The sequence below is a fragment of the Vibrio ostreae genome (assembly GCF_019226825.1).
In the GTDB taxonomy this organism is placed as follows: Bacteria; Pseudomonadota; Gammaproteobacteria; order Enterobacterales; family Vibrionaceae; genus Vibrio; species Vibrio ostreae.
The window spans coordinates 1586023-1611509 of the sequence record NZ_CP076643.1 but is presented as its reverse complement, the minus strand read 5'-3'; the positions used below and the strand labels follow the sequence as shown (position 1 = coordinate 1611509).

Annotated in this window: 23 protein-coding genes, 1 tRNA gene and 1 pseudogene; 15 read left to right on the top strand and 10 right to left on the bottom strand. The window is 48.8% G+C overall.

Annotated features, from left to right (window positions below):
* Positions 1-21: 21 nt before the first annotated feature.
* On the bottom strand, positions 22-855 hold the full coding sequence (purU, locus tag KNV97_RS13365; protein WP_218563328.1) for a formyltetrahydrofolate deformylase: 834 nt from the start codon (positions 853-855) through the stop codon (positions 22-24).
* Between the two features lie 333 nt (positions 856-1188).
* Here purU and KNV97_RS13360 point away from each other — a divergent pair, with 333 nt between their 5' ends.
* From KNV97_RS13360 to KNV97_RS13325, 8 genes are all read left to right on the top strand, one after another.
* The gene (locus tag KNV97_RS13360) at positions 1189-3111 is read left to right on the top strand and encodes an ATP-dependent DNA helicase (RefSeq protein WP_218563327.1); all 1923 of its coding nucleotides are present in this window, start codon (positions 1189-1191) and stop codon (positions 3109-3111) included.
* A 77-nt stretch (positions 3112-3188) separates the two neighbouring features.
* Positions 3189-3890 carry a tRNA (adenosine(37)-N6)-threonylcarbamoyltransferase complex dimerization subunit type 1 TsaB gene (gene tsaB / locus KNV97_RS13355; RefSeq protein ID WP_136484296.1) on the top strand — a complete coding sequence of 234 codons (702 nt, stop codon included), beginning with the start codon at positions 3189-3191 and terminating at the stop codon, positions 3888-3890.
* Positions 3891-3960: 70 nt separating this feature from the next.
* Positions 3961-4260, top strand: coding sequence for a chromosome partitioning protein ParA (locus KNV97_RS13350; RefSeq protein WP_136484295.1), 300 nt, complete (start codon positions 3961-3963; stop codon positions 4258-4260).
* Between the two features lie 38 nt (positions 4261-4298).
* Positions 4299-4859 (top strand): Slp family lipoprotein, encoded by a 561-nt coding sequence (locus KNV97_RS13345; protein ID WP_136484294.1) that lies wholly within the window; start codon positions 4299-4301, stop codon positions 4857-4859.
* Positions 4860-4902: 43 nt separating this feature from the next.
* Complete coding sequence (locus KNV97_RS13340; RefSeq protein ID WP_136484293.1) at positions 4903-5760, top strand: alpha/beta fold hydrolase; 858 nt, start codon at positions 4903-4905, stop codon at positions 5758-5760.
* A 107-nt stretch (positions 5761-5867) separates the two neighbouring features.
* Positions 5868-7565, top strand: a complete 1698-nt coding sequence (fadD, locus tag KNV97_RS13335; protein ID WP_218563326.1) for a long-chain-fatty-acid--CoA ligase FadD — start codon at positions 5868-5870, stop codon at positions 7563-7565.
* 105 nt (positions 7566-7670) lie between these two features.
* Entirely contained in the window at positions 7671-8786 is a 1116-nt protein-coding gene (rnd, locus tag KNV97_RS13330; protein ID WP_136484291.1) for a ribonuclease D, read from the top strand.
* 205 nt (positions 8787-8991) lie between these two features.
* Complete coding sequence (locus tag KNV97_RS13325; RefSeq protein WP_218563325.1) at positions 8992-10839, top strand: M3 family metallopeptidase; 1848 nt, start codon at positions 8992-8994, stop codon at positions 10837-10839.
* Positions 10840-10888: 49 nt separating this feature from the next.
* Here KNV97_RS13325 and minE read toward each other — a convergent pair whose 3' ends face one another.
* From minE to minC, 3 genes are read right to left on the bottom strand one after another with little or no spacing between them, the layout of a single operon-like run.
* Positions 10889-11152: a cell division topological specificity factor MinE gene (gene minE, locus KNV97_RS13320; RefSeq protein ID WP_136484289.1), complete on the bottom strand. Its 264-nt coding sequence runs from the start codon at positions 11150-11152 to the stop codon at positions 10889-10891.
* A gap of 6 nt (positions 11153-11158) precedes the next feature.
* Positions 11159-11971 carry a septum site-determining protein MinD gene (gene minD, locus KNV97_RS13315; RefSeq protein WP_136484288.1) on the bottom strand — a complete coding sequence of 271 codons (813 nt, stop codon included), beginning with the start codon at positions 11969-11971 and terminating at the stop codon, positions 11159-11161.
* Positions 11972-12006: 35 nt separating this feature from the next.
* The gene (gene minC / locus KNV97_RS13310) at positions 12007-12669 is read right to left on the bottom strand and encodes a septum site-determining protein MinC (protein WP_136484287.1); all 663 of its coding nucleotides are present in this window, start codon (positions 12667-12669) and stop codon (positions 12007-12009) included.
* Positions 12670-12860: 191 nt separating this feature from the next.
* Between minC and KNV97_RS13305 the strand changes: the two genes are divergently transcribed.
* The 4 genes and pseudogenes from KNV97_RS13305 to KNV97_RS13290 all read left to right on the top strand — a co-directional run bounded on the left by KNV97_RS13305 (position 12861) and on the right by KNV97_RS13290 (position 16691).
* On the top strand, positions 12861-13139 hold the full coding sequence (locus tag KNV97_RS13305; RefSeq protein WP_136484286.1) for a YcgL domain-containing protein: 279 nt from the start codon (positions 12861-12863) through the stop codon (positions 13137-13139).
* A gap of 24 nt (positions 13140-13163) precedes the next feature.
* Complete coding sequence (locus tag KNV97_RS13300; RefSeq protein ID WP_136484285.1) at positions 13164-14135, top strand: lytic murein transglycosylase; 972 nt, start codon at positions 13164-13166, stop codon at positions 14133-14135.
* Positions 14136-14231: 96 nt separating this feature from the next.
* Positions 14232-15170, top strand: coding sequence for a LysR family transcriptional regulator (locus KNV97_RS13295; RefSeq protein WP_136484284.1), 939 nt, complete (start codon positions 14232-14234; stop codon positions 15168-15170).
* Between the two features lie 316 nt (positions 15171-15486).
* A pseudogene (locus KNV97_RS13290) lies at positions 15487-16691 on the top strand (NupC/NupG family nucleoside CNT transporter).
* Positions 16692-16801: 110 nt separating this feature from the next.
* Here KNV97_RS13290 and folD read toward each other — a convergent pair.
* On the bottom strand, positions 16802-17659 hold the full coding sequence (gene folD / locus KNV97_RS13285) for a bifunctional methylenetetrahydrofolate dehydrogenase/methenyltetrahydrofolate cyclohydrolase FolD (RefSeq protein ID WP_136484282.1): 858 nt from the start codon (positions 17657-17659) through the stop codon (positions 16802-16804).
* A gap of 202 nt (positions 17660-17861) precedes the next feature.
* On the opposite strand from folD, the gene KNV97_RS13280 reads away from it, so the two are divergent.
* Positions 17862-17938, top strand: a tRNA-Arg gene (locus KNV97_RS13280).
* 197 nt (positions 17939-18135) lie between these two features.
* On the opposite strand, the gene KNV97_RS13275 is transcribed toward KNV97_RS13280, so the two are convergent.
* From KNV97_RS13275 to KNV97_RS13260, 4 genes are all read right to left on the bottom strand, one after another.
* Positions 18136-18924, bottom strand: a complete 789-nt coding sequence (locus KNV97_RS13275) for a competence protein CoiA family protein (protein ID WP_218563324.1) — start codon at positions 18922-18924, stop codon at positions 18136-18138.
* An 11-nt stretch (positions 18925-18935) separates the two neighbouring features.
* On the bottom strand, positions 18936-20057 hold the full coding sequence (locus KNV97_RS13270) for an SAVED domain-containing protein (RefSeq protein ID WP_218563323.1): 1122 nt from the start codon (positions 20055-20057) through the stop codon (positions 18936-18938).
* Positions 20057-20233 carry a hypothetical protein gene (locus tag KNV97_RS22010; protein WP_013571341.1) on the bottom strand — a complete coding sequence of 59 codons (177 nt, stop codon included), beginning with the start codon at positions 20231-20233 and terminating at the stop codon, positions 20057-20059. The genes KNV97_RS13270 and KNV97_RS22010 overlap by 1 nt, the downstream gene beginning before the upstream one ends.
* A gap of 315 nt (positions 20234-20548) precedes the next feature.
* Positions 20549-21805, bottom strand: coding sequence for a nucleotidyltransferase domain-containing protein (locus KNV97_RS13260; protein WP_218563322.1), 1257 nt, complete (start codon positions 21803-21805; stop codon positions 20549-20551).
* Positions 21806-21978: 173 nt separating this feature from the next.
* Here KNV97_RS13260 and KNV97_RS13255 point away from each other — a divergent pair, with 173 nt between their 5' ends.
* Both KNV97_RS13255 and KNV97_RS13250 read left to right on the top strand, forming a co-directional pair.
* Positions 21979-22881, top strand: a complete 903-nt coding sequence (locus tag KNV97_RS13255; RefSeq protein ID WP_218563321.1) for a WYL domain-containing protein — start codon at positions 21979-21981, stop codon at positions 22879-22881.
* Positions 22882-23122: 241 nt separating this feature from the next.
* Positions 23123-24234, top strand: a protein-coding gene (locus tag KNV97_RS13250; protein WP_407701889.1) for an IS3 family transposase whose coding sequence is annotated in 2 segments (ribosomal slippage) — positions 23123-23384 and positions 23384-24234 — 1113 coding nt in all. Because the reading frame shifts where the segments join, the coding sequence is not laid out codon by codon here.
* A gap of 67 nt (positions 24235-24301) precedes the next feature.
* Here the strand turns inward: KNV97_RS13250 and KNV97_RS13245 are convergent.
* On the bottom strand, positions 24302-25285 hold the full coding sequence (locus KNV97_RS13245) for a hypothetical protein (protein WP_218563320.1): 984 nt from the start codon (positions 25283-25285) through the stop codon (positions 24302-24304).
* Positions 25286-25487 lie beyond the last annotated feature (202 nt).

Below are 25487 nucleotides of genomic sequence, written 5' to 3'. Positions count from 1 at the left end.
GTTCGGATTCGGTCACTGGCGTTATAGAATAACGGTTTTGTTGCCGTACACGAAGACGTGGTCGTTAACCACTTTGCTCAGCGCTTTACTCAGCACGCTCTTCTCAACGTCACGTCCTGCCTGCGCCATGTCTTTTGCGCTGAAGGTGTGGTCGATTGGAATCACATCCTGCTTGATGATTGGACCTTCATCGAGATCGTTGGTGACAAAGTGCGCTGTGGCACCAATGATCTTCACACCGCGCTCGTAAGCCTGTTGATAGGGGCGTGCGCCGATAAAGGCTGGCAGGAAGCTGTGGTGAATGTTGATGATCTTGTGGTGGTACTGCTCAACAAAAGCAGGAGTCAGCACACGCATGTATTTGGCCAGCACCACGAAGTCCGGATCGTACTGGTTGATCACTTCCAGCATCTTCTGCTCGTGTTCCTGACGATTGAGGCCTTCATGTGACACGCAGTGATACGGGATATCAAACTTCTCCGTCAGTCCCTGCAGCACATCATAGTTACCGATAACCGCAGCGATATCGACATTGAGGCTGCCATCGAAATTTTTCATCAGAATGTCGCCCAGACAGTGCGACTCTTTGGTGACCAGAATCACCACACGTTTGCGGGTTGAGCTGATCAGTTTGCGTTTGGCACCTTGTGGCAGTGCGTTGTCCAGGTCGGCGAGCAGGGTTTCATCGTTAAAGTAGCCCTCAAGCTCGGTGCGCATGAAAAAGTGGCCGCTGGTGTTATCCACGTATTCGCTGTTGTGGATGATGTTGAGTTGATGTTTGTAACAAATATTGGTGATCTTCGAGATCAGACCCGGCGCATCGGTACAATGCGTAAGCAGCGTTTTCTTTTCCATTAATGACAACTTCCGTGCATTTTCTTTTTTGGTTATGTACACCTTTCTGAGGTGAAGTGGTCTGCGGCAGTCGGTTCACCGGCTGGTGGTCCGAGCACGACTTCAATGAGGTCAGAGGTATTACAGGGTAGGCAAGCCGGAACGGTAAGGCTGCCCAAGCAGTCTTTATAATTAATCGATTCTCCGTATGGTTTCAACCACTATCTGGGCGCTTGGTCACATTATTTCTGGTTCGGTGATGTAACCCGCTAAGATCACGCCGATAGAATCGGATTCGCACCCGGGGGGAAAACTGCCATAATCGCCGCATTCTCTCTTTCGACAGCTCGCAGGATGATTGCAAAAACCTTTTCTCAGCAGGGCGCTCTGGGTAAAGCCATTCCCGGCTTTCAGGCTCGTCAGGCGCAAATCGATATGGCTGAAGCAGTGGCTAAAGCCATTGCAGACGACTCGCAGCTGGTGGTTGAGGCGGGGACGGGAACCGGTAAGACCTTCGCCTATCTGGTGCCAGCTCTGCTGAGTGGCAAGAAGGTGATCATTAGCACCGGATCGAAAAACCTGCAGGAGCAGTTATTTCACCGCGATCTGCCTTTAATGGTCGGTGCGCTCGGTTTTCACGGCAGTGTTGCTTTGCTGAAAGGTCGGGCGAACTATCTTTGTCTCGACCGGCTTAGTCGCCAGATGGTGGAAAGTCACACCAATCAGACGGACCCGACATTGCTGACCCAGTTAGTCAAAGTGCGTAGTTGGGCGTCGGAGACCAAAACCGGTGACCTGGGTGACTGTGATGAGCTGCCGGAAGACAGCATGATCATTCCGACCATCACCTCTACCAACGATAACTGCCTGGGTAAAGAGTGTGCCAGCTATCAGGACTGCTTTGTCTCCAAAGCCCGCCGCAAAGCTCTGGATGCCGATGTGGTGGTGGTGAACCATCACTTGTTTCTGGCAGACCTGGCGATAAAAGAAACCGGCTTTGGGGAGCTTATCCCGGAAGCGGACGTGTTTATCTTTGATGAAGCACATCAGCTGCCTGATATCGCCAGCCAATATTTTGGTCAGTCGGTATCCAGCCGTCAGATTCAGGAGCTGGCCAAAGACATCGAGATTGGTTATCGCACCGAAGCGAAAGATATGCGCCAGCTACAAAAAGTCGGCGATAAGCTGGTGCAGTCAGCGATGGATTTGCGCATCGCGCTGGGTGATACCGGTTTTCGCGGCAACTGGCGCGAGGCGATTCAGTCGCCGTCCATTGTCCGCGAAGTAGAGCGGGTGCGGGAGAGTCTGGACTTTGCCATCGACGTGCTCAAACTGGCCCTGGGCCGCAGTCAACTGCTCGATACCGCTTTTGAACGGGCTAACCTGATCAAAGGGCGCGTTGAGCGGGTATGTGATGTCTCGATTACCGGTTATTCCTACTGGTACGACACCACACCGCGTCAGTTTAGCCTGCATATTACCCCGCTGACCGTGGCAGATAAGTTTCACGAACAGATGGAAATGAAGCAGGGCGCGTGGATATTCACCTCCGCGACATTGGCAGTGAACGACGATTTTGGCCACTTTACCCATCGGCTCGGATTAGAGCCGGCGGCGCAGTTTTCTCTGCCCAGCCCGTTTGATTATGCGCAGCAGGCCAAATTGTGCGTGCCGCGCTATCTGCCTGAGCCGAACAGTCCCGGTCTTGCGAATAAACTGGTCTCTATGCTGGCACCTGTGATTGAGCAAAACCAGGGGCGCTGCTTTTTCCTCTGCACGTCACACAGTATGATGCGTGAACTGGGTGAGCGATTTCGCGAACAGCTCTCTCTGCCAGTGCTGATGCAGGGCGAAACCAGTAAGCAAAAGACCCTGGCGGAATTTATGGAGCTGGGGAATGCTTTGCTGGTGGCGACTGGAGCCTTCTGGGAAGGGATCGATGTTAGAGGCGATACCTTAAGCTGTGTTATCATCGACAAACTTCCGTTTACGGCACCGGACGATCCGCTGCTTAAAGCACGAATTGAAGATTGTCGTCTGCGTGGCGGCGATCCGTTTGCACAGGTTCAGTTACCCGAGGCGGTCATCACCCTGAAACAGGGCGTCGGACGACTGATTCGCGATAAGAAAGACCAGGGAGCGCTGATCATCTGTGATAACCGTTTGGTCACCAGAGATTATGGCGGTATCTTCCTCAGTAGTTTACCGCCCATCCCGAGAACCCGGGACTTGGAAGTGGTGAAGGACTTTCTGCAACATATACATCAGGCAAAGTAGGCCAGTGAAAGTAAGGGTATCCTGCCCGGGCGACTTTGTTTGGATTTATTAACTACAGCAATAATTTAGAGATATTCATGAGCGCAAAAATTCTTGCCATCGATACCGCAACCGAAGCATGTTCGGTCGCACTCCTGGTGGGCGATAAACTGTATTCTCGCAGTGAAGTGGCTCCCCGTGATCACACCAAAAAGATTCTGCCGATGGTCGATGAGGTGCTGAAAGAAGCGGGTTTAACACTGCAAGAGTTAGACGCGCTGGCGTTTGGTCGTGGCCCTGGCAGTTTCACCGGGGTTAGGATTGGTATCGGTATTGCGCAGGGACTGGCTTTTGGTGCCGACCTGCCGATGATCGGCGTGTCGACTCTGGCGGCAATGGCTCAGGGAGCTTACCGGACTCAGGGGGCAACCCATGTTGCGTGTGCGATTGATGCACGTATGAGTGAAGTGTACTGGGGACGCTATGTGCGTCAGGCCGACGGCAGCTGGCAGACGGTGGATGAAGAGTGTGTGATTCCACCTCAGGCTCTGGCTGACAATATCGCCGCCGATGCACAGACCTGGGCCACGGTGGGGACCGGTTGGGATGCTTATCCGCAGGAACTGGCGACGCTACCGCTGACGATTCAGAGCAGTGAAGTGCTTTATCCGCAGGCGCAGGATATGGTGATTCTGGCCAAGCAGGCGTTTGAGCAAGGTCACACCGTCGCAGTGGAGGACTCCAGCCCGGTCTATCTGCGTGATACTGTGGCATGGAAAAAACTGCCGGGTCGTGAATAACGGACAGAATGCATAATGCAGCCCCCTGGGCCACAATGAAGGTGAACGTCATTTAACTGGAGCGCACAGTATGGTTTCAATTAACGGTCTGCCTCCCGCAAGGATACCGGGCGGCCACCGGACATCCAAAGCGAAGAAGAAGCCGCAGGCTGACCATGCCGCGTCCGAGGTCGCCCAGACCAGCAAGGTTGCCACGGCGGTGTCTCACTCTATCCGCCATATGGATGCGTCTGATTTCCAGCGTGCTCAGGTACAGTATGATTTGCCGGAAGGGCGATCGAGAAAGGCGCTCGAAGAGTATATGGATATAATGAATCACTCCAGAAAAGAGGAACTGGCACAGTTACTCGGAGTCGATATCTATATCTGATGGCGAGATATGCCTGTCTGATCGAATAGGGGCTCATTATGAAACGTTTCCAGATTCAGTCTGTTATTACCGCACTGGCGGCAGCTCTGCTGTTGTCAGCCTGCGCCACTTTACCTTCCCAGCTCACGGCAAACAGCGACAATGTGATCAGTGATTACTCGCGCTGGAGTGAGATTGATCCGGCCAGTCAGGCCGAAGTTCGTCTCGGTGGTGTGATTGCCAGTGTCACGAACCTGGCTGATAAAACCCGGATTGAAATCGTTAATCTGCCGATTGATGATGTGGGGCGTCCGAGTCTGACCAGCGAGCCGCAGGGGCGATTCGTCGCGTATGTGAACGGCTTTCTTGATCCGATCACCTACGGTCAGGGACGTCTGATTACCCTGGTCGGCACCACTACATCGCCGGAAATGGGCAAAGTCGGTGAATTCGAGCAGATGCTGCCGGTGATGAAAGCCAGTGGCTATTATCTGTGGAAAGTGACTGAGCGGGTAGTGATTGACGATATCGGGCCTTACCATTATCCGTGCCGCAATTTCTATTGTCGTCATTTTGATGATTTTCCTCGTGACGGGCGTGTCATTCAGGAAGTCAAATAAAGCGATGCAGGGAATCAAATAGAGCGATTCAAGAAGTGAAATAATGCTGCGTTCAACCTCTTATCCGATAGCCGGTGGTCAGCTTGCTGCGCTGGAAACCGGTGATCTGCAAACGGCCGAGTTCTCGGTCGTTTTTTTACATGGCTGGATGGACAATGCCGCCAGTTTTATCTCAGTAATGGCAGAGCTGCAGCAGGTCTGGCCAACCGCGCATCTGTGTGCCGTGGATCTGCCCGGTCATGGTTTATCCAGCCATAAAGCGGATAACCACTTTTATCCATTTCATCACTATATTGACGATATATACCAATTTTTGGCGCATTTTTCGCCAAACAGACGGATATTAGTCGGTCATTCACTTGGTGCATTGATCGCAAGTTGCTATAGTGCCGCCTTTCCTGACCAAGTGGTAGGATTAGTTCAGATTGAAGGGCTGGCCCCTTTGTCCGAAGCGCCTGAACTCAGTGTTGAGCGTTTACGGCGCGGCGTGCTCAGCCGCCAGCGTCTACGGCGTAAACCGGAGCGCGGCTATCGCAGCTTTGATCAGGCAGTCGAGCGACGGGCCGAAGCCAATCAGATTGCCGCGCCCTTAATCACGCCGGTAGTGGAACGAGGCATTGCCCAAGTGGACGGACAATGGCGCTGGCGCCACGACAGCGCACTGAAAGGTGAGTCATTATATCGCATGTCCCCTGAGCACGCTGAGGCGATAATGGCGCAGATACGCTGTGTACAGCGTGTTATTCTGGGTAAGCGAGGTTACCCTCATTTAAAAGAGGATCGCCGCATTTACCCCGATGATCGCTTGGAGATGTTTACTATTTCTGGTGGTCACCATTGCCATCTTGAGCAACCCGGCCTCGTCGCAGAACTAATTTTAGGCTTAGTTAACAAAATTTAAACAAGTGTTTGAGACTTTCGTGCTCAAGCTCGCCGGCTGTGCTGTAATAGCATCATTCTAATAATGATAAACGATAATAATGCCAGCCTATGACGAGGAGTTTTACCGTGGATAAACCTTGGCTCTCACGTTATCCAAGTGATGTACCGGAAAGCATAAATCCGGACCAATATCTGTCATTGGTCGAAATGTTCGAGCAATCTGCCCGCCAGTATGCCGATCAGCCTGCGTTCATTAACATGGGGTCAGTGATGACCTACCGTAAACTGGAGGAGCGAAGCCGGGCGTTTGCGGCTTACCTGCAGAACGAACTCAAGCTGAAAAAGGGCGACCGCGTCGCACTAATGATGCCTAACCTGTTGCAGTATCCGGTTGCGCTGTTCGGCATCCTGCGAGCGGGTATGATTGCCGTGAACGTTAACCCGCTGTATACCCCTCGCGAGCTGGAGCATCAGCTCAACGATGCTGATGTGCGGGCAATCGTGATTGTTTCCAACTTTGCCAATACGCTAGAGCAGATTGTCGCCAATACCGCCGTCAAGCATGTGGTGCTGACCAGCCTGGGTCAGATGCTGCCGCGTGCCAAAGGCACGGTGGTTGATTTTGTGGTCAAGTACATCAAAGGCATGGTGCCGAAGTACAATCTGCCCGGTGCAATCTCGATGCGCAAAGCGCTGCACAAAGGGCGTCGTCTGCAATACGTCAAACCCTTCATGTCCGGCGAAGACATTGCCTTTCTGCAATACACCGGCGGCACCACGGGGGTGGCCAAAGGGGCCATTCTGACTCACCGCAACATGGTCGCTAACGTGCTGCAGGCCAAAGGTGCCTATGGGCCGGTACTGCGGGAAGGGCGTGAGCTGGTGGTGACGGCACTGCCGCTTTATCACGTGTTTGCCCTGACGGTGAACTGCCTGCTGTTTATTGAAATGGGCGCGCAGAATTTACTGATCACTAACCCGCGCGATATTCCCGGCTTTGTTAAAGAGCTGCAAAAGCATCCGTTTACCGCAATTACCGGGGTGAATACCCTGTTCAATGCGCTGGTCAACAATGAAGATTTCCGCGAGCTCGATTTCAGCAATATGACATTGTCGGTCGGCGGTGGTATGGCGGTGCAGCGCGCGGTGGCGGAGAAGTGGAAAAAGATCACCGGTATCCATTTGCTGGAAGGTTATGGCCTGACCGAGTGTTCGCCTCTGGTGACTGGTAACCCGTATGATCTGGTGGACTACTCCGGTGCGATTGGTCTGCCGGTGCCTTCGACCGAAGCGCGTATCGTCGATGAAGAGGGCAATGTGCTGCCGTTTGATCAGACCGGTGAGCTTCAGGTGCGTGGTCCGCAGGTGATGCAGGGTTACTGGCAGCGTCCGGAAGCGACCAGAGAGGTGATCGATCAGGACGGCTGGCTGTCGACCGGCGATATCGTGCGCTTTGACGAGCTGGGCATGATTTACATTGTTGACCGCAAGAAGGACATGATTTTGGTGTCCGGTTTTAACGTCTATCCGAATGAGATTGAAGATGTAGTGGCGCTTAACAGCAAGGTGTTGGAAGTGGCGGCGATCGGGCAATCGCACGAAGTGTCCGGTGAAGTGGTCAAGGTTTACGTGGTGAAAAGCGATGCCAGCCTGACCAAAGATGAAGTAATCGCTCACTGTCGCCAGCATCTGACCGGCTATAAAGTTCCGAAACTGGTCGAGTTTCGCGATGAACTGCCGAAAAGTAACGTCGGTAAAATCCTGCGCCGGGTTTTGCGTGAAGAAAACGAAGCGCAGCACGCGGAGCAGAGAAAAAGCGCGTAACGCACATATCACCATTTAATGTTACAATGCCGGCTTTAATTGTCGGCATTTTTATTCCCATGGAGTCAGGGCGATTTCAGCAGGGAGCCTTAAAGCGAGCCATTTGTGAATTATCAGATAATCAATCAACTCAATGATCTTCAACGTGTCTGCAGCCTGGCACGCGACGCAGACGTGGTGATGCTGGACACTGAATTTGTCCGCACCCGTACTTTTTACCCGCAGCTGGGCCTGATTCAGTTGTTCGATGGCGAGAACCTGTCGCTGATTGACCCGCAGGCGTTGGACGAGATGTCTCCGTTTGTGGAGTTGTTGCAGGATACCTCGGTACTCAAGGTACTGCATGCTTGTGGTGAAGACATTGAAGTGTTTAAAAACAGCTTCGGTTGTGTGCCGTTTCCTATGGTTGACACCCAAATCATGGCCGCGTTTCTGGGCTATGGTCTGTCGACCGGTTTTGCGGCACTGGCCCAGGATCTGTTAGGCGTGGAACTGGATAAAAGCGAATCGCGTACCGACTGGCTGGCCCGCCCGCTGTCGCAAAAGCAGCTGGAATACGCAGCAGCGGATGTGTTCTATCTGCTGCCGATGTATGAACAGTTGCTGGAACGAGTGACGAAAGCCGGCTGGTGGGAAGCGGCGCAGCAGGAATCTGAACTGTTGTCGGACAAGCGTGTCCGGGTCAGCGATCCAGAGTGTGCCTACCTGGATATTAAGGGAGCCTGGCAACTTAAACCGCGTGAACTGGCGGTCCTTAAGCCTCTGGCGACCTGGCGTTATAATGAAGCGGTGAAACGCGACCTGGCGCTCAACTTTGTGATTCGTGAAAACGATTTGCTGACCATCGCCCGTCTGGCGCTGCGCAGTCCGAAACGGATGGAAGAAGAGGGGATTGACCCGCATGTGATTCGTCGTCACAGCAGCAAAATCATTACCCTGGTGAAAGCCGCGCAGCAAACGCCACCGGATCAGTACCCGGCTAAAATCGTGCCGCTGATGGATTATCCGGGCTATAAGCAGCTGTTCAAAAAGCTGAAAGATGAAGTGAAAAATGTTTCACAAACCTCAGGTCTGGCGGCTGAGTTCCTGGCGTCTAAAAAACAGATCAACCAGCTTTTGAACTGGGTGTGGTTTGAAGATAAAGATCCGGCCAAATTGCCTGATCTGATGCAGAGCTGGCGTCAGCCGCTGCTCGGTAACAAGTTACTGGCGTTGGTGTAAGGCCAGTTTCTGAACGCATATCGTGACAAACCGGCCTTGAGGCCGGTTTTGCTTTTCTGGCGTATCGAACGGTATCCGGTTCTGCCTGCCGGATCGCAAAGCACTGACCTCGCTGTGCTATGATATGGATTCGGTTGATTATTCTTTATCGCGCGGTGCTGGCGTATTGACTGGAGCACGGCGGTTAAGGTTGAAAAGGAATCCAATGACAGCGACTCAATATCTCAACGATCTCAATCAGCGTTATCTGCAACTTCATCGGGTCAAAGAAGACTTTTTCTGGGATACCTATATGGGGATCAGTGATGATCATGATGGATCGACTCAGGCACAAACCGCCTGGACCCAGTTTCTCAGTGCTGGTGAGCAGATAACCACCATCCGGGCACAGATTGATGCGGCCCACAATATTGCCGACCCTGAACTGAAACAGCAGACTCTGACCGGCCTTAAGGGCTGGCTGGCGATGTTTGAATCTCATGCGCTGGAGTCCCAATCGGCTCAGCAGTTTAAATCCAGGCTGATTCAGTTTGAGTCTGACCTGTTTGAGAAAAAGCAGCAGCATCCGCTCTATTACCGTAATGAACAGGGCGAGCAGGTTGAAGCCTCGATTGTGACGTTGTCGTCCACTATTCGTACCCATGCTAACGAAGCTGTACGTGAAAGTGCTCATCAGGCGCTGCTCGGTCTGGAGCAGTGGCTGCTGGAGAATGGTTTTATTGAACTGGTGAAGCTGCGCAATGAATTTGCCCGCAGCCTGGGTTACGCCACCTTTTTTGATTACTCGGTGGCGAAAAAAGAAAAAATGACCACTGAGCAGCTGTTTACCATCCTGGATGACTTTGAGCTGCGTACCCGTGACAGCCATTTGCGCAGCCTGAATAACCTGGCCGATGAGAAAGGTGAGCAGTCGCTGAGCGGGCATAACTTCATCTTCTCTTTTGCTGGCGATGTGATGCGTGAACTGGACCCTTACGTGCCGTTTTCCCGTTCCCTACGGCGCTGGGTAGAATCGTTTGGTCGTTTGAATATTGATTATTCCGGTGCTGAGCTGACTCTGGATCTGCTCGATCGCAAAGGCAAATATCCGAACGGTTTTTGCCACGGGCCGATTCCGTCGTTTTATGACCAGGGCCACTGGGTGGCGGCAAAAGTCAATTTCACCAGTAACGCTAAGCCGGATCAGGTCGGCAGCGGCTACGACGGTATTAACACTCTGTTCCATGAAGGTGGTCACGCGGCGCACTTTGCCAACGTGAAAATGAACGCTCCGTGTTTTTCTCAGGAGTTTGCGCCCACCTCCATGGCCTATGCTGAAACCCAGTCAATGTTCTGCGACAGTCTGCTGACCGATGCTGACTGGCTGAAAACCTACGCTCTTAACGCTAAAGGTGAGGCGGTGCCGGATGAAGTGATTAAAAGCATGGTCTTCAGCCGCCAGCCATTTAAAGCTTATGAGGAGCGCAGTATTCTGCTGGTGCCGTACTTTGAACGTGCGCTCTATGAGCTCAGCGATGCAGAGCTAACGCCGCAACGCATTACCGCACTGGCGCGTGAAACGGAGCAGCGTATTGTCGGTTTAGGGTGCAGTCCGCGACCGCTGCTGGCGATTCCGCATCTGCTGTCCGATGAATCGGCTTGTGCCTATCACGGTTATCTGCTGGCGCACATGGCGGTTTACCAGACCCGTGCCTATTTCCTCGACACATTGGGTTATCTGACCGATAACCCGCGTATTGGTCCGCTACTGGCCGAAAACTACTGGCATTGCGGAAACAGTCAGTCGCACAATGACACAATCAAGAGCCTGACCGGAGAGGGCTTTAATGCCAAGTACCTGGCGGATGTGTGTAATTTATCGCCAGAGCAGGCCTGGCAGGTCCAGCAGGATAAGATAACCGCGCTGGCGACACGTGAGCGGGCACCGGTCGCATCGCTCAATGCAGCCATTAAGGTTGTCAACGGCGCACAAGAGATTGCGTCGAATGAGCAGTCTGATGAAGAGTTATGCCAGCAGTTTGAGCAGTATATTGCCAAGCATTATCACTGCTGAGCCGGATAGCAGAAAAACAAGAGCCGACCTCAGGTCGGCTCTTTGTCACTTACTTCTCGTCATCCGGTAGCTTAACGTTCAGTTCCAGCACAGCCAGATCGTCGCCCTTGTGTTCAAACGACAGCTCGACCATGTTTGGGTCAATCGCTACGTATTTGGCAATCACCTGCAGAATGTCTTCTTTCAACTGCGGCAGGTAGTTCGGAGCCGGATCATTCTGGCTGCGGCGCTCGGCCACGATGATCTGCAGACGCTCTTTGGCAAGGTTGGCTGAGGTTTTCTTCTGTGGTCGAAAAAACTCAAGTAATGACATAACGGTTTAGCCCCCAAAAAGTCGTTTAAAGATGCCTTTCTTCGGCTCGGTCAGGAAACGGAATTCCACTTGCTCACCCAGAAGACGTGACACTGTGTCCTGATAAGCCTGGCCCGCATCCGACTGATCGTCAAAAATGACCGGAATACCTTTGTTAGACGCATTCAGTACCGCCTGGCTCTCCGGAATGACACCAACCAGAGGCACATGCAGAATTTCTTCCACATCCTGCACCGACAGCATTTCACCCTGAGTGACACGTAGCGGGCTGTAGCGGGTCAGCAGCAGGTGCTGTTTCACTGGCTCAAGGCCTTGTTCAGCACGCAGTGATTTAGAGTCCAGAATACCCAGGATACGGTCAGAGTCGCGCACCGATGAGACTTCCGGGTTCGTGGTCACAATCGCTTCATCGGCGTAATACAATGCCATCAAAGCGCCTTGCTCAATACCGGCCGGTGAGTCACATACGATGAAGTCAAAATCCATCTCTTTCAGTTCGTTAAGAATGCGCTGTACGCCTTCTTTACTCAGTGCATCCTTGTCGCGGGTTTGTGAAGCCGGCAAGATGAACAGATTCTCGTTGCGCTTATCTTTAATCAGCGCCTGGTTCAGCGTGGCTTCTCCGTTGATCACATTAACAAAGTCGTAGACTACGCGGCGCTCACAACCCATGATCAAATCCAGATTACGCAGACCGATATCAAAATCGATTACCGCGGTCTTTTTACCTTGCAGCGCTAAACCTGACGCGATAGCTGCGCTGGAGGTGGTCTTACCAACCCCACCTTTTCCTGACGTAACGACAATGATGCGTGCCATTTGAGTTTTTCCTTCCGAATTTTTTACGAATTTTTTTAAATGGTGAGTACTTCAAAATGCAGTGAGTCATCAGTCATGCTGAGCATCACTTTTTTCTGCCAGAACTCACTTTCAATTTTATCGCTCAGCCAGTAATTACCCGCGATAGATACCAGCTCAGCTTGTAAATCATGACAGATAATTTTAGCTTCTTTCTGGCCACTGGCCCCGGCTATTGCCCGGCCACGCAGTGTGCCATGAATATGAATAGACCCGTCGGCAATGACTTCCGCACCCGGACTGACGTGATTAAGGATCACCAGGTCACCATCTTTAGCATAGACCTGCTGACCGGATCGGATCGGCGTACGGACTATTTTTGTCGGTGCCATTTTTGCCGGCGCTTTATTCGGGTTATTGCTGGTGGTCATCACTGCAAACCCGGCCTCTGATGCCTGTAACTGGCAACGCTTGTCTTTACACCCGGTCACACCAACCGGGATCAGGCCGGCTTCACTCATGCCCTGTTTCAGGGCCGGAAAGTCCAGATCCTGTTCGACTTTGGCAATATTGAGCACCACAGGTGCATTAGCAAAAAATGCAGGCGCCTGTGACACCTTCTGTTTCAGAAAATCGACCGCACTGGCGATGTGATTATCAGAAAGGTGTAAAACCGATAAAGTAAAACTGCTACCTTTCAGGTCATGGGTATTCGACATTGTAACGTTGACCTCAATAAACTCGTGGCTGCATGACAAAGAGCGTTGCCTGAGACTAGGTGACTCATGTTATATTCAGCGCATTGACGCAGCAAGCGGTCTTGCGGTCAAATGAGTGATTTGGGCACAATTTTGGTAAAAGTTGACCATTTATAAACAAAAACCGCCATTAGGTTAATAAAAGGCTCCTCATGCTTTGTTCTATCTATAAAAGTTCTAAGAAAGAAGGTACTTACCTTTACATTCCGAAACGCGATGACTTTTCACAGGTTCCTGACACTTTGATGCAGATGTTTGGTAAACCTGTCTTTGTTATGCTGGTGAATCTGGAAAAGCGCCAGTTAGCGCTGGTTGATGTGGAGAAGGTCAAAGCCTCGCTTGACGAACAAGGCTTCTTCTTGCAATTGCCGCCACCACCAGAGAACCTGTTAGAACAACACAAACAACGAAAAGCTCAAACCAAACACTGAGCGGGATGACTCGGGGAGGGCATCTTGAAAAAATTACTGTCAGTTATTCTGGGATTCACCCTTGCAACACCCGTTCTGGCCAATGAGGTCAGCTTTGAACAATATGTCGAAGGTCTTAAACAGCAGGCGCGTCAGGAAGGTATTTCAGAACAGATACTGACTGAGGCGTTTGACGGCGTCGAGTACAAGCCACGCGCTGTGGTGGCTGATCGCAATCAGCCAGAAAAAAAACTCACTCTGGATGAATACATTCCGCGCGCGGTACCGGACTGGAAAGTCAAACAAGCGCAGGAATTGTACGACGAGCACTACGACGAGCTACAGCGTATCGGCAAACAATATGGTGTGCAGCCGCGCTTTATCGTTGCTTTGTGGGGCGTCGAAAGTAATTTCGGCCGTCATATGGGCAACTACAGTGTGATTGATGCCTTGTCGACCATGGCTTACGAAGGACGCCGTGAGGCGTTTTTCCGCAAAGAGGCGATGGCGGCCCTGCAAATCCTCGAACAGGGTCATATCAGCGCAGATAAAATGAAAGGTTCCTGGGCGGGTGCGATGGGGCAATGTCAGTTTATGCCAAGCTCCTTCCTCTCTTTTGCCGCTGACGGCGACGGAGATGGTAAGAAAGACATCTGGGGCACCAAAGCCGATGTGTTTGCGTCAACCGCCAACTATCTAAGCAGTTCAGGCTGGGATGACAAATTTACCTGGGGCCGCCAGGTCAAGATCCCGCACGGTTTTGAGCATGACCTACAAGGGCGTGAAGCTGACAAAGGTAAGTTGCTGCAGGAATGGAGCAAACTGGGCGTGACCCGTTATGATGGCAAGCCTCTGCCAAAACTGGATAACGACATCAAAGCCTGGCTGATCATGCCGGACGACGAAAGCGGCCGTATTTATCTGGTTTATAATAACTACAACGTGTTGATGAAATGGAACCGCTCGTACTACTTTGCGCTCGCGGTCAGCCATCTCGCCGACCGGATTAAATTTTAGTTTCATGTTAAGGGCTCATCAGAGCCCTTATTTATCTAAAAAGGTTGTTATGTCTTTGCCATTTTTTGCGGCTATTCCGCTGCCTGAGGTGCCATAGTGTTTGCTGAACGGGCCAGTCAGATGGTGATGTTTGCTACGCTGATTAAACATCAGAGCTTTACTGCGGCAGCCCACAGCCTGGGTGTATCGGTGTCACATGTCAGTAAGCAACTGGCCCAGCTTGAAGCCTCGGTGGGGATGAAGCTGGTGCAGCGCACCACGCGCAGTTTTACAGTCACCGAAGCCGGGCAGGCGTTGTATCGTCACAGCGAGCAACTGGTGGCACTGGTCAGTGATGCCCAGAGTGAGCTCGACAGTCAGCGTGAGGAAGTGTCCGGCCTGCTGCGCCTTGGCTTGTCCCAGTCATTTGGCAGTTTACATGTACTGCCAGCCCTGCAGGAGCTGAGAGAGTTGTATCCGAGCCTGAAGGTCGAAGTGCATCTGTTTGATGGCAAGATAGATATGCTCAATGAAGGGCTGGATTTGTGGATTACCAGTAATGAGCATTTACCGGAGGGCTATGTTGCCCGCCGTCTGGCCGATTGCCAGTTTGTGGTGGCGGCGTCGCCGGAATACTTGTTGCATCACGACAGCCCGCAGACGCCTTATGATTTACAAGATCACAATTGCCTGATTTACCGGAGCTGGGAACGCGATTACACCAGCTGGGCTTTTCGTCAGGGGGCGCAGCAGCTCAATATCAAGGTGGCGGGTAACTACTCGGTGGATTTGGCCGAAGCGGTACGCGAAGCGGCGGTCGCCGGTTGGGGCATTGCTTACCTGGCAACCTATCTGATTCGTGACGAGTTTCGTAATGGTCAACTGATTCAGTTGCTGCCGGACTGGCAGGCCTGCCAGAATATGCCATTTTATGCGGTTTACCCAAGTCGTAAACATCTGCCCAAGAAAACCTCAGTGGTGATCGATTTCCTCAAGCAGCGGATCGGGGAGCCCTGCTACTGGGACGCCCGTCTTGCGCCTTATGTCCGGCTCTGATCGCATTGATCGCGCAGCGTTCCGGCGGATCGGTTTGGTTAGCAAACGGCGACCTGTCGTGAGTGAAACACGATTTCCAGCCTCAAAACACGGCTCCCAGCCTCAAAGCATTATTTCCCAGTCTCAAAACATTTTTTCCATATAGAAAATAAAAGCCAAGGCAAACGTTTAAGTTATTGCAGATCAATGGCTTATTTCTAACACGTCGTCAGCTTGTTGCATCCCTACACCTGATTAACAAACATCGGTTGCGCACACGTTTTCCTGCTATAGAATCCGGCGCCTTTCCTGTTTCCCTTTTGTGATTGGATGGCGTATGTCTTCTCTTATTGGTGTTGGCGCAATTCTGGTGATTGCGTGGTTACTTTCTACTGACAGAAAAAATATTCGGCTGCGTACCGTTGGTCTGGCCTTTGCGCTGCAGGTTGTGTTCGCGCTGTTAGTGCTTTACGTACCGGCAGGTAAAGAGGTGCTGAATACGGTTACCCAGAGCGTATCGAACCTGATCAACTATGGTCAGGAAGGTATCAACTTTATGTTTGGTGGCATTGCGACCGGCAGCGTCGGTTTTGTTTTTGCCATCAACGTGCTGGGTATCATTATCTTCTTCTCGGCGCTTATTTCTGGCTTGTACCACATTGGTCTGATGCCGCGCATCATCAACTTGATCGGTGGCGGTATTCAGAAACTGCTGGGCACTGGCCGTGCGGAATCTTTGTCGGCAACCGCGAACATCTTTGTTGGTATGGTGGAGGCGCCGCTGGTGGTGAAACCCTATCTGAAACAGATGAGCGATTCACAGTTCTTTGCGGTGATGACCTGTGGTCTGGCTTCTGTTGCGGGGGAACTCTGGTCGGCTACGCATCTTTGGGTGTGGATCTTGGCTACCTGATTGCGGCGGCGTTTATGTCAGCGCCAGCCGGTCTTCTGATGGCGAAACTGCTGGTTCCAGAGCAGGAGCCGTTGCTGGCTCAGGCACAAGATCTTAAACCTGAAATGCCGCAAGCGACCAACGTGGTGGAAGCGGTCGCAGATGGTGCCATGTCTGGTCTGCGCATTGCGGTTGCGGTTGGTGCGACTCTGCTGGCGTTTGTCAGTGTGATTGCGATGCTAAATGGTCTGCTAGGCTGGGTAGGCGATCTGTTCGGCATGCAGCTGAGCTTTGAACTGCTGCTGGGCTACCTGTTTGCACCTCTGGCTTGGTTAATTGGTGTGCCATGGAGTGAAGCCATGGTGGCGGGCTCGCTGATCGGTAACAAGATCGTGGTGAACGAGTTTGTGGCCTTTATCCAGTTGATGGATGTCAAGAGCCAGCTCAGTGCGCATTCTCAGGCCATCGTGACCTTTGCCCTGTGTGGTTTTGCCAACATCTCCAGTATGGCGATCCTGATTGGTGGCCTGGGTAGCCTGATTCCTGAGCGTCGTCCTTTTATCGCGCAATACGGTTTTCGCGCGATTGCAGCCGGTGTACTGGCGAACCTGATGAGTGCGGCAATTGCCGGTGTGATTTTGTCACTGTAAGCCGCCTCTGACCTTTATCCGGATAAAAAGCACCCCAGCATGGCTGGGGTGCTTTTTACTGTTCAGCGCCGCAGCGCTGACTCGGACATTGACCGACTGAGATACGGCACTTACTTGGTGTGGTATTGCTCGCACGCCAGCATGGTGTTCTCAATCAGGCTGGCAACCGTCATCGGACCCACACCGCCTGGTACCGGAGTGATGAAGCTGGCTTTGCTGCGCGCAACATCATATTCCACATCACCAACCAGTTTACCGGTATCAAGACGGTTGATACCGACATCGATCACCACCGCACCTTCTTTAATCCAGGCGCCCGGTATAAAGTTAGGTTTACCCACAGCGACAACCAGAACGTCAGCCTGACGTACGTGGTGCTCCAGATCTTTAGTGAAGCGGTGACACGTAGTGGTGGTACAACCTGCCAGCAGCAGTTCCAGTGTCATTGGGCGGCCAACGATATTCGATGCACCGACCACAACAGCGTGTTTGCCGCGCAGCGGGATATTGTAACGGTCCAGCAGGGTAATGATGCCTTTTGGCGTACAAGAGCGAATTTTTGGAATGCGTTGCGCTAAACGGCCCACGTTGTACGGATGGAAACCATCAACGTCTTTCTCAGGAACAATACGCTCCAGCACATGTGTGCTGTCAATTCCGGCTGGAAGTGGCAGCTGAACCAGAATACCGTCGATTTCAGGATCTTCGTTCAGTTGGTCAACCAGGGCCAGCAGCTCGGCTTCAGTGGCTGAGGCCGGTAAGTCATACGACTTAGATACAAAGCCAACTTCTTCACACGCGCGGCGTTTACTGCCGACATACACCTGAGAAGCCGGGTCTTCACCCACTAACACAACAGCCAGTCCGGGAGCGCGTAGCCCTGCCTGAGTACGGGCCTTAACACGGGCCGCAACTTCGGAGCGGACTGTTTGAGAAATGAGTGTCCCATCAATATTTTGAGCGGTCATGACTTTCCTTTACACATTCGTAGCGAAAATTTTCGCGCGCATTGTCGCAGAAATTTGAGATAACATCTATAAGCAAACGTTTGCTTTGTTGTGTTTTTCAACGCTTACCCACTAAGTGACAAATTTTTAGTCATTTGAAACAGAATGTTAGTGAAAGCCGTTGATTTACACATTTGAACTCGTATAATCCTTTCCCTGTAGCGCGCCCTTAGCTCAGCTGGATAGAGCACGTCCCTTCTAAGGATGTGGTCGTAGGTTCGAATCCTACAGGGCGTGCCATTTATTTCGGGGCGTAGCAGGTTAGTACTTGCTACGCCCTTTTTCGTTTCTGCTATTTTTAGTCAAGTAACTAGTCAAGTAAGCGTGAAGCTTAATGTAGTCATCTGTAATGAATACATAAGTTCGCTTGCTTCTCGCAGCTAGGTATTTGAGACTAAAAATGCAAATCAGCCCCATTGTGAGGCTGATTGATCTATTTAATTAGAGTTTTTCCTATAAAACACAACCATCTCACTGATTGAATTAAATTGGCTACCAACCTCTTTCCAAACACACTCTTCACAAAGAAGCCCTCGTCCATATCTTGCTGTTTTCTCACCACAGCATAGGCAGATAGGATCATTGGTCTTTATACTGTTTTCTGCAACCTCTGTATCTTCATATGGTTGTTCTATGGTTGACTGAGGCCAACGAAGCATTTCGACAAGTTCTTCCCAGTGCTTTAAAAGGTAGCTAAAAACGCCTTCAGAGTTAAGAAGCCTGATAGGACTTTTAGTTGGGTAAAGATCGTTAGCCAACTTATGCGTATTTACTCTCAGGATAATGTCGATATCGTGAGGTACTGCTTCTGGTAATAAATGAGGACTGCTCTCGAAAGGGATATCCATGACTACCGATATGTTAGAGGTTAAGTCTTTAGTGTATGCATCAAATTGAACTCCAGACTTGGTACATTCAACTTCCCATTGCACATCATTAAAATCCCACTCATCTAAATCAAAGTTAACTAGAGTTGGGAGCTGTTGCCTTATAATCAGCGCCAATGCAGTAACGGGGGAGAATTCACACTCAGAACTTGTTGTATTTTTATCGGTACGGTGTGCAAAGTGCCATTGGTTGATACTTCCCAACCTCGCAGTAACTGGGGTTCCACATGATAAACAATGACAGTTGCAATCATCGCCACGCTCCACTTGCTCAATCCCCACTATTCGGTTTGAACTGTTACTGCGAGCGAAAGGCATAAGGACTTGAAATGAAGACATATAAAGACCTCTTATACGGCTTGCTCTAAGTTATCATTAAACTCGGTCAGTCTAATAGATGGCTCTGCGTGGGGTAAGTTAGTAATTGATACCCCCCAAGGGTAAGGGGTTTTGTTATCTTTTTCGTATTGGTAAATCGTAATGTGAGGAAGGTTCCGTCGGTCGTACGCTTGACCAAATTTGAATGCTACGCTGTTTTGAGAAGCTAATACGAGGTGTATATCGTTATAGCCTTCTTCCATGAGATTTTTAACTTCTTCGATCAAATCATAAGCTAAACGACTTTGCTTTTTACTTGACCAGTGATTATCAAAACGCTTTTCCCTTAGTTTCAAATGTATCTGTGGCATCTTTGGAAAACAGAGGTCAATAGCTTTCTCATCAACAGGGTAAGAGAAAGATACAGCAAGAACGATAGATTCTTTGCTGTCAGCATGCTTTATTGTCTTTTCAAACTTCTCATTGTCGTCACTAATCGGATCGAGTTCTTTCCAGCTTGATAGTTGTCGGTCCCAGTCGAGTACTTCAATATGAGACTCATCATCCAACAAATATCCTGATAGGAAAGCAAAAGGAACAGGAACTAAACCACCATAAACAATGTGAAAATCTTCAGCAGCAACACTATTTCTTCGCTCTTCTATAGAGTGCTCTAGATTGAGGAATTTCTTAAGTGCTAATTTGGGTTGGCTTACTTTGCCATTAGCAAGACTGTCTCGGATATCTATTACTGTATTGGATATATTTCGGCCTTTGTATTTTTTCTGAACGTGCTCTGATAGTGGGGAGTCAGATGTGTTTACGAGTCCTCTTTGCTCAATAGCGAATACAATTTGTTTAGCCAATTGTCGGTGTTCTATAACTGAGCGGACTATCTCCCAAGCTAGCCCAATTGCCATTAGGAGTATACTGAAATAAAAACCGATAGAAACGAGCAAAGCAGGGACATCAGAACCAGCAACGTCAAGGCTAATGAGTTGGCTAGCTGTTACGTATTGAACATTGAATGCTACGCCTCCCATCAATGTTATCGGGAAGAAATAGGCTCCTGTCCTGAAAATTAACAGGGCAGGAGAGCGTTTTCTGAATAGCCAGTTGATGGTCTGAACAACGATGTAAGTCAAAAGGTTCATTACTTTCCCTTGTTTGCTGGTTGATGGTGAGAGTTGTTGATTTGATCCATATATTGCTCAATAGTTAGTTCACCAGGGTGAACACCACCACCACGCCATTCTCCATCTGATAACCAAAGCTCCCAGTACCACAGCCATTCTTGTGTCCATGGGATGATTGATTCAGCGATTAACATACTAGGCACCCAGTCTTTGGAGCTACCGCTGTTAAACATTAAGCAGGGTTTAGTATTCTCTTTGGAGAAGAACTCATGAGGTGAGCGCTTCCCTCCTGCTAGATCTCTTAGATTCGGGGACAACACCTCGACCTCAGGAATACAACCTAACCCAGCCCATTTAACAAGAATTAGGTATTCTCGGCTAAGTCGAGAAGGTTGTAGTACTTGTCTCCATTCCAGTTTTAAACCCGTTTTACCTTTGAGTATTCTACCTTTGCCGCCATGGTAACGTTTTTGTAGCGCGTTAAGCTGCCTTTGAAGGTGATGGCACATCTATACATCACCGTAGAAGTTGTGTTTAGGTACGGGGGTGGCAGTGGCTGCATTGGATACTCCTAAGCCAATAGAAGAAACTACCGCACGATTTTTCGCTCGTCGTTCAGTCAGAGTGTCCGCAAGTTTGGCTTGGATGCCTCTTGCTGCTTGAGAACCAAACATTTCTCTTGATCGCTCAATGGTTTTATCAAGCCCTTGATCTAATTCAAGTAGTTTTGCTAAGTCTTCAGTAACCTGCATATACCACGCTTTAAATGCTTGGGGTAACATCGGTTTCTCATGCCATTTATCTGCAAAATTCTCCGTAGGAAGTGCTGGGTTGCGAATAGTGTACTTTACAGTACCGTCAGACTGATATTGATGGGAAATGAAGTTTGGCATTTCTTCAAGTACGTCTAACATCAGATCAAATGGGTTGTGGTACTCCTTGTTAGAGTTTGAGCACTTTTCATAAGCTAGACCTGCTAGAGTCGTAATAATTATGCTTATTGGAGCGCAATCGCCATAAACGTTCTGCTTATTTTGTTTCCACATATCTCTATGTCGCTTGAGAAGCTGAACTACAATCTGAAGTACAGTCTTTCGACCCTGACCAGGTAACGGTTCTACTGTCCCCGCATATATATCACTATTAGATCTGTAGTTGCTTTTTCTATTCCAACGAATCTCTTTACTACACGCGCTTCGGAACCATTTCCTATATCCGTATGGATGAGAAGGACTATTGGCATCCTTGATGTCTGCAACTCTTACTTTGCTCTTATGGTTTGGCGAGTTCATATCTTCAGGCATGCTAGGGGTTATGTCCATGTGGAACCCCTGTCCTTCGATACCTCCATATTGCAGAGTGACACATCTGCGTTTTGGCATATTCTCTATTTTGTCGCCGTATCGTTGAGAGTCTTTCAGCACTCGTATCAAATTGAAGAGTAGCTCGTTGGCTTCATCAGTAGTTGTTGGATAGTGCTGACTTGGTAAGTGGAGCACGAGATCTATATCCATGTCTGAGTCTTCATCAATCGGTTTTACGGATGTGCCAATACCAACACTACCTTGAGCATAAATGTGGCATTCCGCTAGCTTGCCCCCCTGGTTTGCCAAGTAGGATCCGATTGCTCGGTAAGCCGTCTTCAATTGAGACAACTGTGTTTCGGTCAAGTCTAGGTTCGATGTGATATGAGAGATCATCTCGAAACAAAATTCTTTGTCGCTTGCACTTAGTTGTCTTAGTGATTTGAAACCTTGATCTTGCACAGCTAGCTCCTGGTGGTTTTGGTTGGTTAATAACCGATTATACCGATTGAGATTATTATGATAGATCGAAATGATACGTGTCAATGATCTTTTTGTGTATTTGTTGTGTATTGTAATTACACGTAATAATTTTTTTGCTACGATTTGGCTAGATTGAACAATGGATACGCATCATGGAAAACAGTTCTCAAGCAGACATCACATCAGAGACAACCTCTATTAACGCTCGTTTAGCTTATATTGACTTTAAGTTGTTTTTTACAGGGCGTGTTAGTCGGGCTGATCTTAAAGATGCGTTTGGAATTGCAGAAGCAGCCGCTTCCCGAGTTCTTACTGAATACTCCAAACGTAGGCCAAACAACAAAACTCAAAAAACGAATACGATTATCAGGAAATCCTTCGAGCCATTGACAGATATAGATGGTGAATTGGCGCTTGGCATGCTTGCCAATGGATTTAATAGCAACAAGATCTTCGGTGTTACTGAGCTTGCCTATGAAAAGATTGGCAAGTTTCCCAACCAAATGAATACCAATGAAGTCGCTATGATTACTCGGGCTATATCGGGTAAGTATGCGATTTCCTGCAACTATCTTTCTGAAAACAGCTCTAATCATCAAACTAGAACCTTGGTTCCGTTGGCAATTATGTATGATGGAACCAGTTGGATGTTCAGAGCATTTGATCGTTCAGAAGTCAAAAAGAATAAATTTAAAAACTTCCATTTTGCTCGTGTTAGGAATGTGGTTGAAGAGCATGATTCTAAGGAGTCTAGGCAGCATGATCATGAGGCTTTAGCTCAAGATAAGCTGTGGAACTTAAGGTTACCTTTGATCTTAAAACTCCACCCCTCGTTGTCAGAGATGGACAAGCAAAAAGTAAGAACTGACTTTGGTATACCTGAAGATAAAGATGAGGTTTATGTTACAGAGAAAGCTGCATTTAGATGGATTGTTGAGAAAAAGTGGTATATCGATGCTCGGTCAAATGAAGAAAAGCGAGAGGATAAGCAAAGTCGTTTTTATAAGTTCGAGCTAAGCAACTTGGAAATGATAAAACAAATGGAACAGGCCTAAACCACACTAATAAATTTGAATCCGATAACTTGAGATTGTTCGGTTAAAAACAACTTCTCGACCTGTTGATTGAATTTCTTTTTACTTCAATGGCTTTGGACTGGTTTGAATCTGTAAAAGCGTGATGCTGACTACTTTGTATCGGGGAATAGAGACGGTGGCCTTGTAAACCTCCCCTAAAATAGTGGCATACCTTTTTAGAGTTCTTCGGCGTAAACTGAGCCAATAAGGAGAACTTCTGATGAAAAAATCCCGTTACACAGAGTCACAGATCGTGAAGATCTTAAAGGAAGTGGAAGCAGGCAGACTGGTTAAAGAAGTCTGCCGTGAGTACGGTATTTCAGAGGCGACTTACTACAACTGGAAATCCAAATACGGTGGTATGGAAGCGTCTGACATTAAAAGACTGAAAGACCTAGAAGATGAAAATCGGCGACTCAAAGCCATGTTTGCTGACCTAAGTCTGGAGCATCGAATACTCAAAGACATCATTGAAAAAAAGCTGTAAAGCCAGCGATAAGGCGTGAACTAGTAGACTATGCGCGAGAGCAGCATGGAGCCAGTTTACGCCTGGCATGTCGCGTTGTTGGCATCAGTGATTCAGTCTATCGATACCAGCCTGATCAAACGCAAGATAATAAAGTCATTGCCAAGCTAATAGAAGCAGCGGAGCGTTATCCCGCGTATGGATTCAGCAAGCTGTATAAAATACTGCGCCGTTGGGGCCATGGATGGAATCATAAGCGCGTGCACCGGATTTACTGTGAACTAAGGCTGAATAAGCGTCGTCGTGGTAAGCGTCGGCTACCATCGAGAAATCCTGAGCCTTTGGCTGTTCCAGCTCAGGCAAACCATTGCTGGTCTATGGATTTTATGTGTGACAGCCTGCAATGCGGTAGGCGATTCCGTACGTTCAACTTGGTGGACGACTTTAATCGCGAGGCCCTCGCTATCGAAATTGACTTGAACCTGCCATCACAGCGCGTCGTCAGGGTACTGGAACGTGTGGTTGCCTGGCGGGGTTATCCCAATAAGCTACGTATGGACAACGGTCCAGAATTCATCTCAGTTACTCTGGCTAGTTGGGCAGAGGAGCATGGTATCGCTCTGGAATTCATTAAACCTGGAAAACCCACGCAGAATTCCTTTATTGAAAGATTCAACCGGACTTATCGAACGGAAATTCTCAACATGTATGTCTTCAAAACCTTGAACGAAGTCCGTGAGCTGACTGAGAACTGGATGACAGAATATAACGAAGAACGTCCCCATGATGCGCTCAAGGATCTGACACCATGGGAATACTTGATGAAACATGAACAGTCCGAAACCTCTAATTATGGATGTAACTAATGAAGGGAGGTTTACAACTACACTTAGAAAAGTTTTGGTATCTCATTATTCATGGGTATTGTTAGGGTTAGCTTATATGTATATATAAATCCGCACCATTTTCGCCAGTAGTGCGTTTAAGCTGTAATCCAAAAGCTCTGTAAATAGAGTCTATAACATCCGTGATGCGACTAAAGGCATCATAATCTTTTAGTTGTCTATTATCGTAAGTAGCCTTTAGGGTAAATAATTCTTTACCAAGATTAGAAAGTTGTTTTGATAATATAGAATCAGAGAAAAGTTTATTTAGTTCAGGGAAGTTCTCCTCAACATCGATATTGACCCCATCGATGTACCCCTGAGAATACGCATACATATTTGCAATAAGTTTTACTCTATCTCGTACAGCAAAGTGCATTTCATCCAATGGCACTAAGCCCAATTTGCGTTTGTGAACATACGCTGAAATTTCACTAGGGACTTCATTGAGAACTCTCTCTAAAGTCTCGAGTGTATCAATTATAGGCTCGTCTGGAGCAGTGGTAGAAGACAAAAAGTTAGCCAAATATTCTGACCAAGCACTAGTTGCTAACATCAAAAGGGCGTCATCATAGTTCCCAATTATTTTTCTTTGATCTAAATGAGCCAAGGTGTTTTTTTCGTGGATATGTACAAGCTCATGATGAAGGCGATGAAAGACAGGATATATATTGGTTTTATCTATTGAAGCAACTCCACCTTCTTGAAACCACTCGCGGAAAAAGTCAACCGACAGAATTAATGCATATTCATCGCATTGCCCATTACTTCCCATTCTTGCAATTGTTTTTGCAATAGCTACAGCTTGGCTACTATCCGTATACGAACTTGGTAGACGATGTTGGTATTCTGAAGTTATTCTTTGTAAAGCAGATGGAAAGTCTACTGAAATGACTACTTTGCGTAATTTTGAAATATCAAGCTCATAATTTTTCTCAAGAATCCTGATAGTTTCAAGAGTATTGTTTCCAATATAATCTGCATTTTCTTTTGTATCAAAGCCTTCCAGAGTAATACTCAAATCTTGTTCCAAAATGCTTACCTCTTTCTTCAACTTTTAGAAGGCAATTATGCCCCACTTTGTAAATACTTGGATTCCATATATATTTTGAGGAGAAACCGTGCTAGACATGGTTGAGTTAGCACGTCTCTGGACAAAAAATCAGTCAGTTATATTACTAAATTAGGATGCAACGGATTAGTTCACGTATGGAAAAGTAACGCTGCGCTCTGCG

Excerpts from the sequence above, each read along its gene's own strand:
- minC (WP_136484287.1), bottom strand. The coding sequence starts at position 12,669 with ATGTCGAATACCCATGACCTGAAAGGTAGCAGTTTTACTTTATCGGTT.
- purU (WP_218563328.1), bottom strand. The coding sequence starts at position 855 with ATGGAAAAGAAAACGCTGCTTACGCATTGTACCGATGCGCCGGGTCTG.
- KNV97_RS13350 (WP_136484295.1), top strand. The coding sequence starts at position 3,961 with ATGGTTTCAATTAACGGTCTGCCTCCCGCAAGGATACCGGGCGGCCAC.
- KNV97_RS13340 (WP_136484293.1), top strand. The coding sequence starts at position 4,903 with ATGCTGCGTTCAACCTCTTATCCGATAGCCGGTGGTCAGCTTGCTGCG.
- minE (WP_136484289.1), bottom strand. The coding sequence starts at position 11,152 with ATGTCATTACTTGAGTTTTTTCGACCACAGAAGAAAACCTCAGCCAAC.
- KNV97_RS13305 (WP_136484286.1), top strand. The coding sequence starts at position 12,861 with ATGCTTTGTTCTATCTATAAAAGTTCTAAGAAAGAAGGTACTTACCTT.
- KNV97_RS22010 (WP_013571341.1), bottom strand. The coding sequence starts at position 20,233 with ATGTTAATCGCTGAATCAATCATCCCATGGACACAAGAATGGCTGTGG.
- folD (WP_136484282.1), bottom strand. The coding sequence starts at position 17,659 with ATGACCGCTCAAAATATTGATGGGACACTCATTTCTCAAACAGTCCGC.
- minD (WP_136484288.1), bottom strand. The coding sequence starts at position 11,971 with ATGGCACGCATCATTGTCGTTACGTCAGGAAAAGGTGGGGTTGGTAAG.
- KNV97_RS13325 (WP_218563325.1), top strand. The coding sequence starts at position 8,992 with ATGACAGCGACTCAATATCTCAACGATCTCAATCAGCGTTATCTGCAA.
- KNV97_RS13270 (WP_218563323.1), bottom strand. The coding sequence starts at position 20,057 with ATGAACCTTTTGACTTACATCGTTGTTCAGACCATCAACTGGCTATTC.
- KNV97_RS13275 (WP_218563324.1), bottom strand. The coding sequence starts at position 18,924 with ATGTCTTCATTTCAAGTCCTTATGCCTTTCGCTCGCAGTAACAGTTCA.
- KNV97_RS13360 (WP_218563327.1), top strand. The coding sequence starts at position 1,189 with ATGATTGCAAAAACCTTTTCTCAGCAGGGCGCTCTGGGTAAAGCCATT.
- KNV97_RS13345 (WP_136484294.1), top strand. The coding sequence starts at position 4,299 with ATGAAACGTTTCCAGATTCAGTCTGTTATTACCGCACTGGCGGCAGCT.
- KNV97_RS13255 (WP_218563321.1), top strand. The coding sequence starts at position 21,979 with ATGGAAAACAGTTCTCAAGCAGACATCACATCAGAGACAACCTCTATT.
- tsaB (WP_136484296.1), top strand. The coding sequence starts at position 3,189 with ATGAGCGCAAAAATTCTTGCCATCGATACCGCAACCGAAGCATGTTCG.